The sequence below is a fragment of the Nonomuraea sp. NPDC049421 genome (genome assembly GCF_040677005.1).
Taxonomy (GTDB): domain Bacteria; phylum Actinomycetota; class Actinomycetes; order Streptosporangiales; family Streptosporangiaceae; genus Nonomuraea; species Nonomuraea salmonea.
Window position 1 is genome coordinate 19,085 of sequence record NZ_JBFAQA010000032.1, and the last position, 14,972, is coordinate 34,056.

At 72.8% G+C, this 14,972-nt stretch carries 11 protein-coding genes and 1 pseudogene; 3 read left to right on the forward strand and 9 right to left on the reverse strand.

Going from position 1 to position 14,972, the window contains the following annotated elements; translation table 11 throughout:
• Window positions 1–172 precede the first annotated feature (172 nt).
• On the forward strand, window positions 173–631 hold the full coding sequence (locus AB0K18_RS39945) for a hypothetical protein (protein ID WP_364925711.1): 459 nt from the start codon (window positions 173–175) through the stop codon (window positions 629–631).
• Here AB0K18_RS39945 and AB0K18_RS39950 read toward each other — a convergent pair.
• The 5 genes from AB0K18_RS39950 to AB0K18_RS39970 form a co-directional block, all read right to left on the reverse strand.
• Window positions 600–1,889: an MATE family efflux transporter gene (locus AB0K18_RS39950; RefSeq protein ID WP_364925714.1), complete on the reverse strand. Its 1,290-nt coding sequence runs from the start codon at window positions 1,887–1,889 to the stop codon at window positions 600–602. The two genes, AB0K18_RS39945 and AB0K18_RS39950, sit on opposite strands and share 32 nt — an antisense overlap.
• Before the next feature lie 101 nt (window positions 1,890–1,990).
• Window positions 1,991–2,125, reverse strand: coding sequence for a RidA family protein (locus tag AB0K18_RS39955; protein ID WP_364925715.1), 135 nt, complete (start codon window positions 2,123–2,125; stop codon window positions 1,991–1,993).
• A gap of 28 nt (window positions 2,126–2,153) precedes the next feature.
• Window positions 2,154–3,635, reverse strand: a complete 1,482-nt coding sequence (locus AB0K18_RS39960; RefSeq protein WP_364925717.1) for a carboxylesterase family protein — start codon at window positions 3,633–3,635, stop codon at window positions 2,154–2,156.
• 11 nt (window positions 3,636–3,646) lie between these two features.
• Entirely contained in the window at window positions 3,647–4,561 is a 915-nt protein-coding gene (locus AB0K18_RS39965) for an MBL fold metallo-hydrolase (RefSeq protein WP_364925719.1), read from the reverse strand.
• A 34-nt stretch (window positions 4,562–4,595) separates the two neighbouring features.
• On the reverse strand, window positions 4,596–5,549 hold the full coding sequence (locus tag AB0K18_RS39970) for an FUSC family protein (protein ID WP_364925721.1): 954 nt from the start codon (window positions 5,547–5,549) through the stop codon (window positions 4,596–4,598).
• A gap of 183 nt (window positions 5,550–5,732) precedes the next feature.
• Here AB0K18_RS39970 and AB0K18_RS39975 point away from each other — a divergent pair, with 183 nt between their 5' ends.
• The gene (locus AB0K18_RS39975) at window positions 5,733–8,453 is read left to right on the forward strand and encodes an AAA family ATPase (RefSeq protein ID WP_364925723.1); all 2,721 of its coding nucleotides are present in this window, start codon (window positions 5,733–5,735) and stop codon (window positions 8,451–8,453) included.
• Here AB0K18_RS39975 and AB0K18_RS39980 read toward each other — a convergent pair.
• Window positions 8,450–9,355, reverse strand: coding sequence for an NADP-dependent oxidoreductase (locus AB0K18_RS39980; RefSeq protein ID WP_364925725.1), 906 nt, complete (start codon window positions 9,353–9,355; stop codon window positions 8,450–8,452). The genes AB0K18_RS39975 and AB0K18_RS39980 overlap by 4 nt on opposite strands.
• 97 nt (window positions 9,356–9,452) lie before the next feature.
• Between AB0K18_RS39980 and AB0K18_RS39985 the strand changes: the two genes are divergently transcribed.
• On the forward strand, window positions 9,453–10,592 hold the full coding sequence (locus tag AB0K18_RS39985) for a histidine phosphatase family protein (protein WP_364925727.1): 1,140 nt from the start codon (window positions 9,453–9,455) through the stop codon (window positions 10,590–10,592).
• On the opposite strand, the gene AB0K18_RS39990 is transcribed toward AB0K18_RS39985, so the two are convergent.
• From AB0K18_RS39990 to AB0K18_RS40000, 3 genes and pseudogenes are all read right to left on the reverse strand, one after another.
• Window positions 10,585–11,910, reverse strand: a complete 1,326-nt coding sequence (locus tag AB0K18_RS39990; RefSeq protein ID WP_364925729.1) for an MFS transporter — start codon at window positions 11,908–11,910, stop codon at window positions 10,585–10,587. The genes AB0K18_RS39985 and AB0K18_RS39990 overlap by 8 nt on opposite strands.
• Window positions 11,911–12,471: 561 nt before the next feature.
• Window positions 12,472–12,612: pseudogene (locus AB0K18_RS39995) on the reverse strand (ClpX C4-type zinc finger protein); the annotation flags it as partial.
• Between the two features lie 219 nt (window positions 12,613–12,831).
• Complete coding sequence (locus AB0K18_RS40000) at window positions 12,832–14,961, reverse strand: FtsX-like permease family protein (protein WP_364925731.1); 2,130 nt, start codon at window positions 14,959–14,961, stop codon at window positions 12,832–12,834.
• Window positions 14,962–14,972 lie beyond the last annotated feature (11 nt).

Here is a 14,972-nt window from a genome sequence, read left to right on the forward strand (position 1 = left end):
GAGGGCGGCGGGAGCCGTAAGCAGCCCGAAATAGGTTGTCTGCCGTCCGGGGCCTACGTCGTTCGGTGTAGCGGGAGCGTCATCCACGGGCGGACGTCGTACGGGGGCGAAGTCGCGACGATGGGCGGTGAGTGCTGGAACCCCGAGGTGAGGCGAGATCATGGCACCCCGCATGCGTAAGACCCTGTTGGTCGTTCACATCGTCGCGTCCGTGGCGCTGGTCGGTGAGGTGTGGGGGCTGGTGGCGCTGAACACGGCCGCCACCTTGGCCGACGACCTCGCGCTGGCGCACATGGCGTACCGGTTGATGCCGGTCATGGTGTTCGCGGGCGGCATCCCGCTGAGCCTCATCGCGTTGGCCAGCGGCATCGTGCTCGGCCTCGGCACCCATTGGGGGCTGATCCGGTACTACTGGGTGGCGATCAAGCTGGGCCTGCTCGTGGCCGTCGTGTGCGTGGGGATGTTCCTGTTCGACCCTGAGGGCATGGCGGCCGCCACGGAGGGGGCCAGGCAGGCGGTGACGTCGAGTCAGTGGGCCCAGGTCTGGGTGCTGGGGGCGCAGGTCGTCATGCTGCTGGTCTCGACGGCGCTGTCGGTGTTCAAGCCTCGCTGGAGGCTCCGGGCGCGATAGGTCGGACGGGCGCGACGGCTGCCTCCCTGGTCGCTATTTTTCGGATATGTCGGGTGGCGAGGATGGGGACCGAGACGCCGATCAGGTTGCAGTACGCCACTGCGGTGTAGAAGCCGTCCGCGGTGCTCGTGGTCGTCGCGCCCACCGCGACGATCAGGGCGAAGTAGATGGCGTTGAGGATGATCGCGCGGAAGCCGCCGCCGGTCTCCTCCATGACGGTGAGCGAGGCGAGCACGGGGCCCTGGACGGCGTACGTGAGGGCCACGGCGCCCAGGTAGGCGCTCGCCTCCGCGGCCACCCCCGGGTCGCCGCCCAGCAGGTCGGCCAGGACGTCGTGGAGCGACGACACCAGCACGGCGATCACCACGTAGACCATGACGGTGACCTCGATGCCGCCGCGCATCGACGTACGGATGCGCCGCCATTCCCCGGCGCCGCGTCGCTGGTTGATGATGATCGCCGTGGCGGTGCCCAGGGCCATGGCGGGCAGCAGCACGACGTTCTGCAGGGCCGAGACGACGGTGAAGGCGGCGACGGCGTTCTGTCCGTAGGCGCCCAGGACGGTGATGACGGCGAGGTTGTACGCGGAGATCACGAGGAAGGACAGGGCGATGGGCACGCCGATGCGGCGCAGATCGGTGAGCACCTGGCCGCGCCAGATCCGTACGGCTCGCGGATGCCACAGCTCGGTGCGGCGCAGCAGGACCAGCCCCATGGCCAGGCCGGTCACGGCTGCCGCGGCTTCTGCGACGGGCACCGCCGCGACGCCGAGGCCGGGGCCGAGGGCGGCGACCAGGGCCACCCGCACGCTCGCCGTGCAGACGACCAGGGCGGTGGCTCGGCGTACGTACCCGTAGCCGCGCAGGCTGGAGGCGCACAGTTCCTCGCCGAGGATCAGCAGACCGGCGGCGCCGGCCCAGCGGAGGAACGAGGTGAACGTGTCCCGCAGCCCGGCGTCCACGTGGAGGAGGCCGGGCAGGTAGGGCGCCGCGATCGTGAGGGCCAGGTAGAGGGCCGCGCCGAGCCCGAGCCATACCCGGGCCAGGCCGGCGGCGTTCGCCATGACGTCCTGGGGACGCCCGGCTCCCCTGCTGATCGCGGCGGCGACCTGGTTGCAGACGGCGAAGCCCACGCTCAGGGCGAGGATGATGAGGCTGACGGGCTGGTACAGGGAACGCACATAAATGGCCTCGCCGCCCATTCGCCCGAGAATGGCGATGATGCCGAGCTGGGACGCGAGATTGAGCGATCCGGCCACGAAGAGCGGAATGGCGAGGCCGGAAATTTCTCGCCATGCCTCCTTTCTTGCCAACATTCGAACCCCCAGACATTCATCGGCCTGTGGGACGGTAGCGACATTCATTGAGAAATGTCCAGCACGGCGAGGGCGTCAATCTCGACGAGCAGGCCGGGAGGGAGTTGCACGCTGACGGTGATGCGGGCGGGGAACGGGGCTTCGACGATCGGCTCGTACGCCTCGTTCATCTCGCCCATGTGGGCGGGGGGTTCGCGGTGGTGATGATCATGTCCAGATCTCGCGCTCTTCGGGGCGGGGGTCGTCGTGCTGGGTCCACTCGGTGTCGATGCGCATGGTGGCGCGGCGGCCGGTGTCGTACGGGGTCCAGCCGGGGTCGCCGGTCCTGGCGAAGCGGATCCAGGTCTCGTGGACGCGGGTCGCGAGGTCGGCGGGGGCCTGGCCGGGGCCGAGGAGGGCGTTGGGGCCGTTCAGCTCGGGCCGGTGCGCGAGGTCGAAGACGAAGGGCACCTCGACCGCGTGGGCGGCGCCGAGCTCTCCGTCCAGCGCCTTGGAGCGCCAGGCGAACTCGTAGACGTACGTGCCGGAGCCTGGGTGGGCGGCGTGCGCGGCGGCCAGCGCGCGGCTGCCGGCCCCGAACAGGGCGTCGCCCATGATGGCGGAGCGCAGCTCGGCGTACGACGCCCCTGGACGGGATCTGCGGTAGGTCTCGACGAGGCGCTCAGGCGACGGGTGCGAGCGCGCCGCCGTCGCGTGGACGTCGGCGGCGGTCGAGGTCGCGTACGTGCCCACCGGCACCAGGTAGAGGTTGCCCTCCTCGGCGTTGGTGCCGACGAGCAGATCGACGCCGGCGCCCGGCCCGGCGGTGACGGCCTCGGCGGGCTGGGTGTCGAGGACGAGGCTGAACGGGCTGAGCCCGATGAGCGGGTCGGTGCGGGTCTCGGTGCGCAGATCGATGCCGGCGAGCTGGGAGGCGGCCTCGACCAGGCGTTCGTCGGGGATGCCGGCGAAGGCGTCCGCATGGGGTTCGACGCCGAGGACGTCGGCCGCGGCCTTGGTGACGCGGGCGGCCTGCTCGGTGCTGAACGCGCCCAGGCCGCTGCCGCTCTGCACGATCGCCCGGCGGAACAGCCCGGCGGCCGAAGGGGTGGCGAGGACGCCGCCGACGATGGTGGCGCCGGCCGACTGGCCGAAGAGGGTGACGTTGCCGGGGTCACCGCCGAAGGCGGCGATGTTCCGCTGGACCCAGCGCAGGGCGGCGAGCACGTCGAGCAGGCCGCGGTTCGGGGGCGCGCCGGGCAGGTCGAGGAAGCCGGCGATGCCGAGCCGGTAGTTGAGCGTGACGAGGACGACGCCGTCGCGGGCGAACGCGGAGCCGTCGTACATCGGGGAGCGCGTGGACCCGGCGACGAAGCCGCCGCCGTGGACGAACACCATGACCGGCAGCGCGTCACCCCCTGCGGCGGGCGTGTTGACGGTCACGGTCAGGTAGTCGTCCCCGCGGCTCCAACCGGCGCCGAAATAAGGGGACATGTCCACGTTCCCGAGTCGGCGTTCCGACTGCGGCGCGTTGGGGCCCGGCGTGGTGGCGTCGCGTACGCCGTCCCACGGCTCGTGCGGCTGCGGCGGCGCGAAGCGGCCGGCGCCTCGGGGCGGGGCGGCGTACGGGATGTTCATGAACGTGCGGACGGCGCCCCGGAGCAGGCCGCGGACGGCTCCCTGCGCGGTGGTGACGACGAGGTTGCCCATGGTGATGCCTTTCAGACCTGCTCGGTGTACGGGGCGAAGGGCGCCCAGCCCTTGACGGCGAACTTGTCCCCCTCGCGGGCGACCTCGGCGGCGCCATGGCCGCCCAGGTGGGCCGGGATGAGCAGGGCGTTGGTGTCGGCCGCCCGGCCCAGCAGCTCGCGGCGGGTGGCGATGGCCGCCGCCGGATCCTCGCAGAAGCAGCTGTTGACGTCGGGCTCGTGGATCTGGAACGGGTTGTGCAGCAGGTCGCCGACGAACAGGGCCCGGTCGGAGCCGGACTCCAGCGTCAGCACCGACGAACCGGGCGTGTGGCCGGGGGCGAGGTCGAGGCGCAGGTTGCGGTCGATGCGGTGGCTGTCCTCCCACAGCCGGGCCTGGCCCGCCTCGTGCACGGGGGCGACACTGTCCTCGAACACGTTCTGGTTGCCCCGGCCGAGCCGCGCCTTGTGGTCGTTGGCCGGGTTCCAGAAGTCGAAGTCCGCCTTGGGCATCAGGTAGGTGGCGTTGGGGAACGTGGGCACCCAGGTGCGGCCGTCGAGGTAGGTGTTCCAGCCGACGTGGTCGATGTGCAGGTGGGTGTTGACGACGATGTCGACGTCCTCGGGGCGGACTCCGGCGCGGGCGAGGTTGTCCAGGAAGCTCGTGTTGAGCCGGTTCCAGACGGGCGCGTACGGGCGGTCCTTGTGGTTGCCGACGCCGGTGTCGACCAGGATGATCGTGCCCTCGCTGCGCAGCACCCAGGTCTGGATGGCCGAGTTGACGATGCGGGTCCGCGCGTTGAGGAAGTCCGGCACCAGCCAGTCGCTGTGGCTCTGCCACGCCTCCTCCGGGCTTTCCGGGAAGAAGACCTCGGGTGTCATGTCGACGGGCCCGAAGTACTCCTGGACGCGGGTCAGAGTGACGTCACCCAGGGTGATGGTGTCCATTGATGCGTCTCCAGTTCGGTGAATGTCGGGGGGCTCAGCCATCGTGCGGCGGCCGGTCATGGTCGCGGTATCCGTCACGTGACTGCAGTCGCGCGGCGAGAACGCCGCAGCAGGCGCCGAGCGCGGTCTCGTGCACGCGCAGGACGAGCACGTCCGCCGAGAACGTGTCGAGCAGCGCGAGCAGCATGCAGAGCATGCCGGTGATGAAGAACGTGACCGCCCAGTAGGCGTCCGGCGAGGTGAAGAACATGCCGAACATGCAGGCCAGCAGCAGGACGAGGAGCAGCGGGCCGTAGGGCGCAGCCAGCGTGGCCAGGCCGTAGCCGGCCCCCGCCCCGAGGACGGTGCCCACCAGCCGGCGCACGCTCTGCCGCAGGACCTCGCCGGTGCTCTCGGTGTTGATGAACACGACCCAGGTGGTCACGACGGCCCAGTACCAGTGGTCAGGGGACACCAGGTGACCGCCGGCGATGGCCAGCGCGGAGGCGGCCGTCACCTGGAGGGCCTGCCGGGTGACGGCGCGGGGCGGCTCGGCCGGGTTCGGGACGCGGACGCCCGTGCACAGGACGGCGCAGAAGGCGACCACCACCGCCACGCTCAATTGCGGCACGTCGGCCGCTCGCGCCTCGGTGAACTGCGCGAGGAAGAAACCCATGAAGGCGAAGACGCCCGCACCGTGCCCGATGGGGCCGTAACGGCGGGCGTGCACGGCGGCGTAGATCAGCGGCAGGAACACCAGCGCGGCAGCGACCGGGTACGGCCCCGCCACGGCCCCGGCCGCCAGGGCGGCGAGGTAGAGCGGGGCCCCGAGCGCCAGGGTGCCGAGCCGGTCGACGGCCAGCGCGCTCGTCATCACGGTGAAGCCGCCGGCCAGCAGCGACGTGTCGGGCTGCCCGAGGGCCGCCAGGACGGTCAGGGTCGCGGCGGTGCCGAGGACGGCGCGCGTCGCGGCGGTCAGCCGAATTCGTGAATTGTTCGTCCTGCCCATTCCGGTGCTCCGATGGTCGCTTTTCTGCTCACCATCGTGGTTGTTTCGAGCGCCGGCCGGTATCCGTCATCCGACTGCACATTGGAATAATCCCGGCAGCTCCTGTGTTGTAGCGCACAGTTTTCGAGATCGGCGCCCCCATTTCCTGGAGCATCAGTGCATCACCGCGGAGACCATTCGATAGTGGGCCGGGAAAACGAAATCGCGGAAGTTCTGCGGCGCCTGGAGTCCGGCCGGGTGCTGGTGCTCGCGGGCGATCCCGGCGCCGGGAAGAGCGCGCTGCTCGACGTCGCGGCCGGCCACGCGGGCCGGGTGCTGCGCGCGGCCGGCAGCGAGTCCGAAGCCTGCCTGGGGTTCGCGGGGCTTCATCAACTGCTCCGCCCGGTGCTGGGCGAGCTGGACGGCCTGCCGCCACGGCAGCGCTCCGCGCTCAGGGCCGTCCTCGGCTTGGACGATGGAGCCCCCGATGGCATGCTCGTCGGCTCGGCCGTCCTCACCCTGGTCTCGAATCTGGCGCCGCTGCTCATCGTGGTCGACGACGCCCAGTGGATCGACCGCGCATCGCTGGACGTGCTGTCCTTCGTGGCCCGCCGCCTGGACGCCGAACCCGTCACGCTGCTGCTGGGCGTCCGCTCCGCAGCGCCGCTGCCCGGCTTCGGCGACGAACGCCTGGAGCTCGGCCCGCTGAGCGACGAGGCGGCCAACCGGTTGCTCGACCGCCAGCCGGCCCCGCCCACCGGCCGGAGCCGGGTGCGCATCCTCCAGGAGGCGGCCGGCAATCCCTTGGCCCTGATCGAGCTCGCCCGCGCGACCCCGCAAGAAGGTGTCGAGGGCCCGCTGCCGGTCACCGAACGGCTGGAGCGGATCTACGCCGACCAGCTCCAGTTCCTCCCTGAGGCGACCCGCCGCTCCCTGCTGCTGCTCGCCGCCGCCGACGCGACGGACGTACGGACGGCCTCGAAAGGGCTCCCCGAGGCCGACGACAAGGCGTGGACGCCCGCCGAGCAGGCCGGCCTCGTCCGCCAGGACGGCGCCCGCATCGCCTTCCGCCATCCGCTCGTCCGCTCGGCCGTCTACCACGCGGCCTCCTTCGACGAACGCAGGCAGGCGCACCTCGCGCTGGCGGAGCTGAGCGAGGAGCCCGACCGCCGGGCCTGGCACCTCGCCGCCGCGACGATCCGTCCCGACGCGGAGGTGTCGGACGCCCTGCGGCAGACGGCCGGCCGGGCTCGCCGGCGGGGCGGCTACGCGGCCGCTGCCGCCGCCCTCGAACGCGCCGCCGAGCTGAGCCCGCACCCGGCGGACCGGGCCGGGCTGCTGGCCGAGGCCGCCGCCACGGCGGTGTTCACCGGCCAGCTCGGCTGGGTGGAACGCCTGGCCGCCGAGGTGGCCAAGCACAGCGACGACCCCGCGCTGATCGGCGACGCCTGGCTGGCCACCGGGCGGCTCATGGCCCTGCGCAGCAACCACGCGGCCGCGTTCGCGGTGCTGACCCGCGTCGCGGACGAGCACCCGTCCAGGGCCATGGACGCGCTGGCCGCGGCGGCGGTGGTCCGCTACTACTCGGGCGAGGAGTCGCAGCGGCAGCGGATCGAGCGCCTGCTCTCCGCCTCACCCGACGGCGCCCCGCCCGACGGCGCCCTGCCCGACGGCGCCCTGCCCGACGGCGCCTCGCCCGATGACGCCCTGCCCGATGACGCCCTGCCCGACAGTGGCCTGCCCGACAGTGGCCTGCCCGACAGCGGGCTGCGTGTCTGGGTGGAGGCCGTCTCCGACCCCCATGGTGCGGGTGCCCGATTCGTCCCTGCGCTGCCCGGGCTCATCGCCGAGGCCGCGGGCGACGCCGGCCGGCTGACCGCGCTCGCCATCGTGGCCTGGCTCCTCGACGAGACCGCGCTGGCCGCCAGGACCTTCGACGAGGCGTACGACCGGTGGCAGGCCGGTGGCGCGCTGCCGGCCGGGCTGGGCAGTGCCGTCGGGTGGGCGTACCTGGAGCAGGGCCGGTGGGCCGAGGCCCGTACGGTGGCTGCCGAGATCGCGGCGACGGCCACGACGGCCGGGCTCGACCACGCCGAGGCGTGCGTCCACGCGCTCGACGCGACGGTGCTCGCGCTGCGCGGCGACGCGGACGGCGCGCGGCGCGGCGCCGGGCGGGCTTTGGCCCTGGTCGATCCGCTGGAGAGCCGGTCCATCGCGGTCGCCGCTCGCCGGGCCCTGGGGTTCGCGGCGGTGGCCGAGGGCGACTACGAGACCGCGTACGCGCAGTTCCGCGCCGCCTTCACCGACGAGGGCGAGCCCGTTCACTACCACGTCTCCCCCACGGTCCTCGCCGAGCTCGCCGCCGCCGCCGTCCGCCGCGGCCGCCGGGAGGACGCCGCCGGCCTGCTGGACCGCGCAGCCGGCCTGAACCTGTCGGTACGCATCACCGCGCAGCTCAACCGGGGCCGGGCCCTGCTCGCCGAGCCGGACCACGCGGAGCCGTACTTCCTGGCCGCGCTGGCGGACGACGCGGGCGAGCAGTGGCCGTTCGAGCGGGCGCAGACCCGGCTCGACTACGGCGAGTGGCTCAGGAGGCGGCGGCGCATCGCCGAGGCCCGCCCCCTGCTGACCGCGGCGCTCGAGACGTTCCGGCGGCTCGGCGCGCGGCCCTGGGCCGAGCGGGCGGAGGCGGAGCTGCGCGCCGCCGGCGTCGAAGCCACCCTGAACGCGCCCGGCGTTCTCACCGAGCTGAGCCCGCAGCAACAGCAGATCGTCCGGCTCGCCGCCCGCGGGCTGACGAACCGGGAGATCGGCGACAAGCTCTACCTCTCGCCGCGCACGGTCGGCTCCCACCTTTACCGCGTGTTCCCCAAGCTGGGCATCACGGCCCGCTCCCAGCTCCGCGACGTCCTCGAGAGCGCTTAGACGGTGATCACGATCTTGCCGCGCACGTGGCCGCGCTCGGCGTAGGTGTGCGCCTGCGCGATCTCGTCGATCGGGTACGCCCGCTCGATGCGCGGGGTGTAGCGGCCCTGCCGGCCGAGGTCGCTCGCTTCGGCGAGGAGCGCGGGGTCGTTGGCCGCGTTGGCCAGGTGCACGCCGAGGCGCTGGGCGTTGGCGTAGTCGGCGACCGTCGAGACGCGCTCGGGGTCGCCCGCGATCGCGATGAGGTCGGGCAGGGAGCCGGAGCCCGCGGTGTCAAGCACGATGTCCACCCCGTTCGGGGCCAGGGTGGCGAGGCGGTCCGCGAGGCCGGCGCCGTAGGTGGTGGGGACGGCTCCGAGCGAGGTGAGGAACGTGTGGTTGCGCTCACTGGCGGTCCCGATGACGGTGGCGCCCCACGCCACGGCGATCTCGACTGCCGCGCTGCCCACGCCTCCTGCCGCGCCCTCGATGAGCAGGGTGCGGCCCTTCACGGGGCCGAGCGCGTTCAGGCCGTTCATCGCGGTCACGGCCGCCAGCGCGGCGCCGGCGGCCTGCTCGTCGGTCCACGTCTCGGGCGCGTGGGCCCAGGCCGACAGCACGGCCAGCTCCGCTGTCGCGCCGGTCACGCCGCCCAGCCCGAAGACGCGGTCGCCGATGCTCACCCCCTCCACGCCCTCGCCGATCTCGTCCACGACGCCGGCGGCGTCACGTCCGGGAACGGCGGGCAGGTCCACGGGGAGCACCTCGCGCACCGCCCCGGAACGCACCTTCCAGTCCACGGGGTTGACGCCGGCCGCCGCGACCCGGATCCTGACCTCGCCAGGCCCGGGATGCGGGTCCGGCGCCTGCTCGACCACCAGGGTCTCCACACCGCCGTACTGGTGATAACGAACTGCGCGCATGACGTACCGCCTTTCACTGTGATCAGTGGGTCGATGTCCGCCTTACGCTAAAACCTGACGTCAACGTCAACTGCAAATCGAGCCCGGGAAGGCCCCCATGCGCACCTTGTACGTCGTCACCCATCCGGAGGCGACACACCACGTCGAGAAGGTCGTCGGCGGCTGGCACGACTCGCGGCTGACACCGGCCGGACTCGACGCGGCGGCCTCGATCGCCGAGGCGTTACGCGCCCGCATCCCGGACGGCGCCGACGTGGAGCTGTTCTCCTCGGATCTGCTGCGCACCCGGCAGACGGCCGAGAAGATCGCCGAGCTGTTCGGCGTGCGGGCCGTTCTGGATCCGAGGCTCAGGGAGAAGTCCTACGGGGAGGCGGGCGGCAGGCCGCAGGAGTGGCTGGACCAGCGCTTCATCCCGCCGCCGGCGGCCGGTGAGCGGCTGCGTCACGACGAGGGCGTGGCGGGCGCCGAGACGAAGGCGATGCTGGCGCAGCGCGTGTACGCGGCCATGGACGAGATCGTGCGGCGTCCCTGCGAGCACCAGATCGTCGTCACGCATGGCGGCTCGCTGACGTTCGTCGTGACGTCATGGATCAGGATGCCGATCGAGGCGGCCGGCTACGCGGCCTTCCAAGTGGCGTCCGGCAGCATCACCACGTTGCGCGAGGACGATCGCTATCACAATCGCGCGGTGGTCAGCCTGGGCGACATCCGGCATCTCGAGCGGAAGAGGCGGTTTCTCGTTCTGCACGACTCCGGCATGGGCGCGATGTGGTGGTGGATTCGTGCGCGGTCGGCCAGGGAGATCGTGGAGACGTTCGCGGAGGTCGAGGTGGCCCACGGTGCCCAGGCTCCGGACGAGAACGTGCCGGAGGTAGACATCGACTCCCCCGCGCCGCCCGGCGGTCTCGGCGAGCTGCGGGCGAAACGGGATGCCCAGCGTGCCCTGCCCGGCTTCGGGGCGTTCGCGGGCAGGGACGTGGTCCACCTCCGGCGCCGCTGGGACGGCGAGGACGGCGTGCCCGCGGCGACCTACCTGATGGAGGTCGGCTCCGACGGCCGGCGGCTCCGCCAGGTGGAGCAGCGCGACGACGGAGCCGCCTTCAAGAGCGATCAGGACGACTGGGCGTTCAACCCGCCGGTCGTCGATCTCTTCGATCCCGAGCTGGTGGAGATGGAGATCCGCCGGGAGGACTTCGAGGCGGCGTGGGCGCGGGCGAAGAGCTCATCCCTCACCTGAGCACGTGCTGGGGCAGCCGCCGGATGACCAGGGCGGCGACGATGAGCCCGATGACCGCGAGGCCGGCGGCGGTCACGAACGGGTTCGCCGAGTGCAGGGCGGGAGCGAAGCCGATGCCCACGTAGACCGTCACCCCGGCGGCGCCGCCGAGCTGGTCCACGCCCCGCTGGATCCCTGAGGCGATCCCGGCGTCCTGGTCGGTCGCGCCGCTGACCGCGAGGTACTGCAGCCCGATGAGCCCGAAGCCCATCCCGGCGGCGATCAGCACCATCGCCGCGATCAGCCACGGCGCCCCGGCGTCGAGGACGGCGACCAGGGCGATCACGGCCATCGCGCCCGTGGTGCAGCCGAGGCCCGCCAGGACGCACACGCGCGCTCCCCACCTGCCGAGCAGCCGCGGGACGAGCAGGGAGGCCACGACCATGGCGACGCCCATGGACAACATCGTGAGCCCGGCCTCCAGCGGGCCGACGCCGCGGACGTCCTGCAGGTAGAAGGTGAACAGCAGGAAAGACGTGGACAGCGCGCCGCTGAGCAGCGTCGTGGCGATGTTCGCGGTGACCCTGGCGCAGTGGGCGAAGAAGCTCAGCGGTACGAGCGGATGCGGGGAGCGGGCCTCGACCCGTACGAACGCGGCACCGGCGAGGGCCGCGCCGGCCAGCGCCACCACGCTCACCCACGGGCTCGCGCCCGGCTCACCGGCCTGCACCACGCCATAGACGAACAGCAGCGGGCAGGCCGTCAGCAGCAGCGCCCCCGGCAGGTCCAGGGGGCCGGGGCGGGTCACCGGCCGGTCGGATTCGACGAGGAGCAGCGCCGCCACGATCACGACCAGGATGACCGGCACCGAGATCAGGAACGTCCACCGCCACCCCAGGTGTGCGGTGATGACCCCCGACAGCACGAACCCGAGCACCAGCCCGCAGCTCGCGACCGCCGCCCACACGCTCAGCGCCCGCGACCTGCGCGGCCCCTCGGGGAACAGCAGGACGACGGTCGCCATCGCGGCCGGCAGCGCGACGGCCTCACCGGCGCCCTGCAGCAGCCGCGCCAGCACGAGGACGGGGAACGACGGGGCGAGCCCCGCCAGCAGGGACGCCGCGCCGAACAGGACGGTGCCGGACAGCAGCACGCGGCGGCGGCCCAGCAGGTCGGCCAGCCGGCCGCCGAGCATCAGCAGCCCGCCGCCGGCGATCGTGTAGCCGACCACGACCCAGGTCAGGGCGTGCCCGCCGGCGCCGAGGTCCGCGCCGATCGACGGAAGGGCGATGTTGACCACGGTCACGTCGACCGCGAGGAGGAACTGCAGCATGGACATCGCGCACAACACCAGCCATGCGCGCGTGGAGGAAGAGGAAGCCGGGCCGTGCCCGGGTGCGGAAAGCATCTAGCGCTCCGGTGCTCGAAGGTGAATCCGAGCAGCACGAAGGTGCCGCTCGGGACGGATCACGGAGCGACCGGACGTTCGCGATGGGTTGGTGTGACGTGAACGCCCCGCCGCTAGCGGGACGTCCTGGTCACTGCCGCGCAGGCGGCCGAGCACGAAGCGGCAGACATGCCCTGCAGCTTACCAGCCCCCTGTACCGAGGCCGGACGCCCGGCCTCGGTAGGGCGCGGGGACGTGTCAGGCGCCGTCGTCCTGCTGGTCGGCCTCGGGGTGCTTCTCCTCGCCGGCGAAGCGTTCCCAGGCCGACTGGCGGGTGACGCCGAGTGCCGCGCCGATCCTGGCCCAGCTCACGCCGCGATCCCGGAGCTCGGCGACGCGGCGGCGGAGGCTGACGTCGACCTGGGCGCCGACGCGGTCGATCCTGGGCAGGGCGCGCAGGATCTCCTCGTCGGACATGTTCGCCCATTCCGGAAGCTCCGGCTGGGCGGGGCCCACGTCGGCGGCCAGGATCTCATTGCAGGCGGCGACGCACTCGTCGCAGATGTAGATGCCGGGGCCGGCGATGATCTTCTTGACCTCGGCGGCCTCCTTCCCGCAGAAGGAGCAGGTGGGCAGGGGAACAGCGGGGCTCATAGGCCCTCCTTTTGTCAGGGTGACTCTGACACGAACCTTAGCCCGTCAGGAGCACCCTGACAACCCGGTCACCGGTTGATCGCCTGGCCGGGGAGACAACGCTTGCCGGCGGACGCGCACGAACTCGCGGAAGCCGTCGTGACGGTCCAATGCGATCTCCTCTCGCCCGTTCAGAACGCCACCCACGGGACGAAAGGCTGCACCCGGCTCGGAGATCGCTCAGCCGTCGCCCGCGCGCAGCACCTCGCTCAGCCGCCGGCGGCGCCGCACCGCCGCCTCGACGGGCACCACGACAGCGACCGCTGCCAGGAACGTGATCACCACCAGGCCGAGCGCCCACCACGGGGGTGCCGGGGTCACGGCGGCTCCGGTGAGGAGGTGGAGGTCGAGCGAGCCGAACGTCAGATGGGCCAGCACAAACCCGAGCAGCGGGCCGATCACGGCGGCGAACGCCACCGGGGGTAGCAGCTCACCCGCCGCAACCCACCGGGCTTCGCGCGGACGCAGCGCGAGCGTCCGCAGCCGGGTCAGCGTCTGCCACCGTTCCGGCGCACTGGCCGCCGCACCCAGCGCGAGCCCCAGCAGTCCCAGGACCGGCAGCGTCACGCCCACCACCCAGGCCAGCCGCAACAGCCCCGCGGCCAGCGGCCCGGCCGCGATCGCGTGACCGAGGGCGGCTCCGAGGGTCAGTGCGTACGTCGTCAGAGTCGCGGAGGTCACGAGTGTTGTCAGGGGGAGCACGTGGATTGAGGCCGCCATGGCTCGGGCGGCTCCGAACACCGCCAGTGGGCGGCGGGAGCGAAGCAGGCGCTTGAGTGCGAAGCGCGTCCCCAAGGGCAGGGCCCGGGCCAGCACGAGCGCGCCCACGCATGCGCACAATGCCGGGGCGCTGGCAGGTAGCACTCCCCCGCTGATCCCGCGCTGGTAGAGGGCGACGACGCTGCCGGTCGCGGCCAGCAGCACCCCGAGCTCCGCGGCGGCCCGCCGTAGCCGTGCGGTGTCGCGCATCCACCGCCGTGCGCTCCGGTTGGCGGGGACGCGGCGGTCGCGGGTGGCGCGGGCGGCGGTGAGGGTGCCGAACGCCGGTCCTGCGACGACGGCGACGATCAGCACGGGTGTGCTCCATCCCCAGGAGAATCCCAGCGCGCCGCTGAGGCCCGGTGTGACGAGCCAGGCCAGAGCGAGCCCCGAAGCCGCGGCGAGCAGCGCCGTCACGGCCGACTCCAGCAGCAGTTCGCCGCCGATGGCAGGGAGGGACATTCCGCGTTGGCGGGCGGCGGCGAGGGGGCGGGTGCGGCGGCGTACCAGGAGGTCGGCGGCGAGGAGCAGGACCAGGGCGGCGACGGTGAGCAAGGTGACGAGCAACAGGGACGCCTGCGCGAACGCGGCCTCGACCTGGGCGCTCACGTTCCGCAGCACGCCGTCGAGCCGGGTCTCCCACTTCAGCGAGCCGTCCCGCGCGCCGGAGGAGCCTGAGGCCGCCTTGAGCGCGACCACCTTGGCGGCGACCGGCGGCACGACGTCCCAGGAGAGGCGGGCCGGGTCGGGGGTGAACCAGGCGGTGCGCCGCAGTTCGTCCGGTCCGAAGGCGAGGCGGGCGTCGGGCAGGGATTCGCGGGACAGCAGCCCGGCGAAGCGAGTGCTTCCCCTGCCGTCCGCCCCGTCCACCGGTTTCAGCAGCGCGGGGGCCGGCCGCCATGCGGGGTCGGCGCTGTCCGACGGCCGGAAGATGCCGCTGACCTGCACCTTCTTGACGTTCCCCTGGTCGTCGGCGAGCGGGATCTCGGCGCCGGGCCGGAGCTGGAGAGCGGCGGCGTCCGCCTCCGACAGACCCACCTGCACGGGCCACGGCGGCGCGCCGTAGGGGACGGACGCCGTCTCTGAGCCGGTGGGCTTGGGCGGGCCGCCCGCGATCCAGGTGACGGCGGGGCCGCCCTCGCGGGCGAGGTAGGCGAGCTGGAACGTGCGCAGCACGCTGCCGTCGGTGATCTTGAGGGCGGGGCTGATGACGGTGGCTACGGGCGGGTGCAGGGCGGCGCGCAGGCCGGGCCCGAGCTCGTCGGTGGCCCTGGCACGGAAGTCGTCCACGCTCTCGGCCAGGCGCGGGTGCCGGAGGCGGCTGGCGCGCGGCCCGCCGTCGTCCTCCATCCGGGCGTGCACCCGGAGGTCGCCGCCGTCCCTGCGGACGGCGTCGCGTACGGCGGCATCGGCGGTCGCACTCAGCAGTGGCGGGATCGCGGCGGCCAGCAACGTGACCACGGCCACCACGACTGCGGCCAGCAGCAACGGCCCGGCATCCGCGCGTGCGCGGCCGGCGACGCTGGGCCAGTGCGGTGCCGGGAGCCTCATGACACCACCCA

Excerpts from the sequence above, each read along its gene's own strand:
- AB0K18_RS39945 (WP_364925711.1), top strand. The coding sequence starts at position 173 with ATGCGTAAGACCCTGTTGGTCGTTCACATCGTCGCGTCCGTGGCGCTG.
- AB0K18_RS39955 (WP_364925715.1), bottom strand. The coding sequence starts at position 2,125 with ATGGGCGAGATGAACGAGGCGTACGAGCCGATCGTCGAAGCCCCGTTC.
- AB0K18_RS39960 (WP_364925717.1), bottom strand. The coding sequence starts at position 3,635 with ATGGGCAACCTCGTCGTCACCACCGCGCAGGGAGCCGTCCGCGGCCTG.
- AB0K18_RS39965 (WP_364925719.1), bottom strand. The coding sequence starts at position 4,561 with ATGGACACCATCACCCTGGGTGACGTCACTCTGACCCGCGTCCAGGAG.
- AB0K18_RS39970 (WP_364925721.1), bottom strand. The coding sequence starts at position 5,549 with ATGGGCAGGACGAACAATTCACGAATTCGGCTGACCGCCGCGACGCGC.
- AB0K18_RS39980 (WP_364925725.1), bottom strand. The coding sequence starts at position 9,355 with ATGCGCGCAGTTCGTTATCACCAGTACGGCGGTGTGGAGACCCTGGTG.
- AB0K18_RS39985 (WP_364925727.1), top strand. The coding sequence starts at position 9,453 with ATGCGCACCTTGTACGTCGTCACCCATCCGGAGGCGACACACCACGTC.
- AB0K18_RS39990 (WP_364925729.1), bottom strand. The coding sequence starts at position 11,910 with ATGTCCATGCTGCAGTTCCTCCTCGCGGTCGACGTGACCGTGGTCAAC.
- AB0K18_RS40000 (WP_364925731.1), bottom strand. The coding sequence starts at position 14,961 with ATGAGGCTCCCGGCACCGCACTGGCCCAGCGTCGCCGGCCGCGCACGC.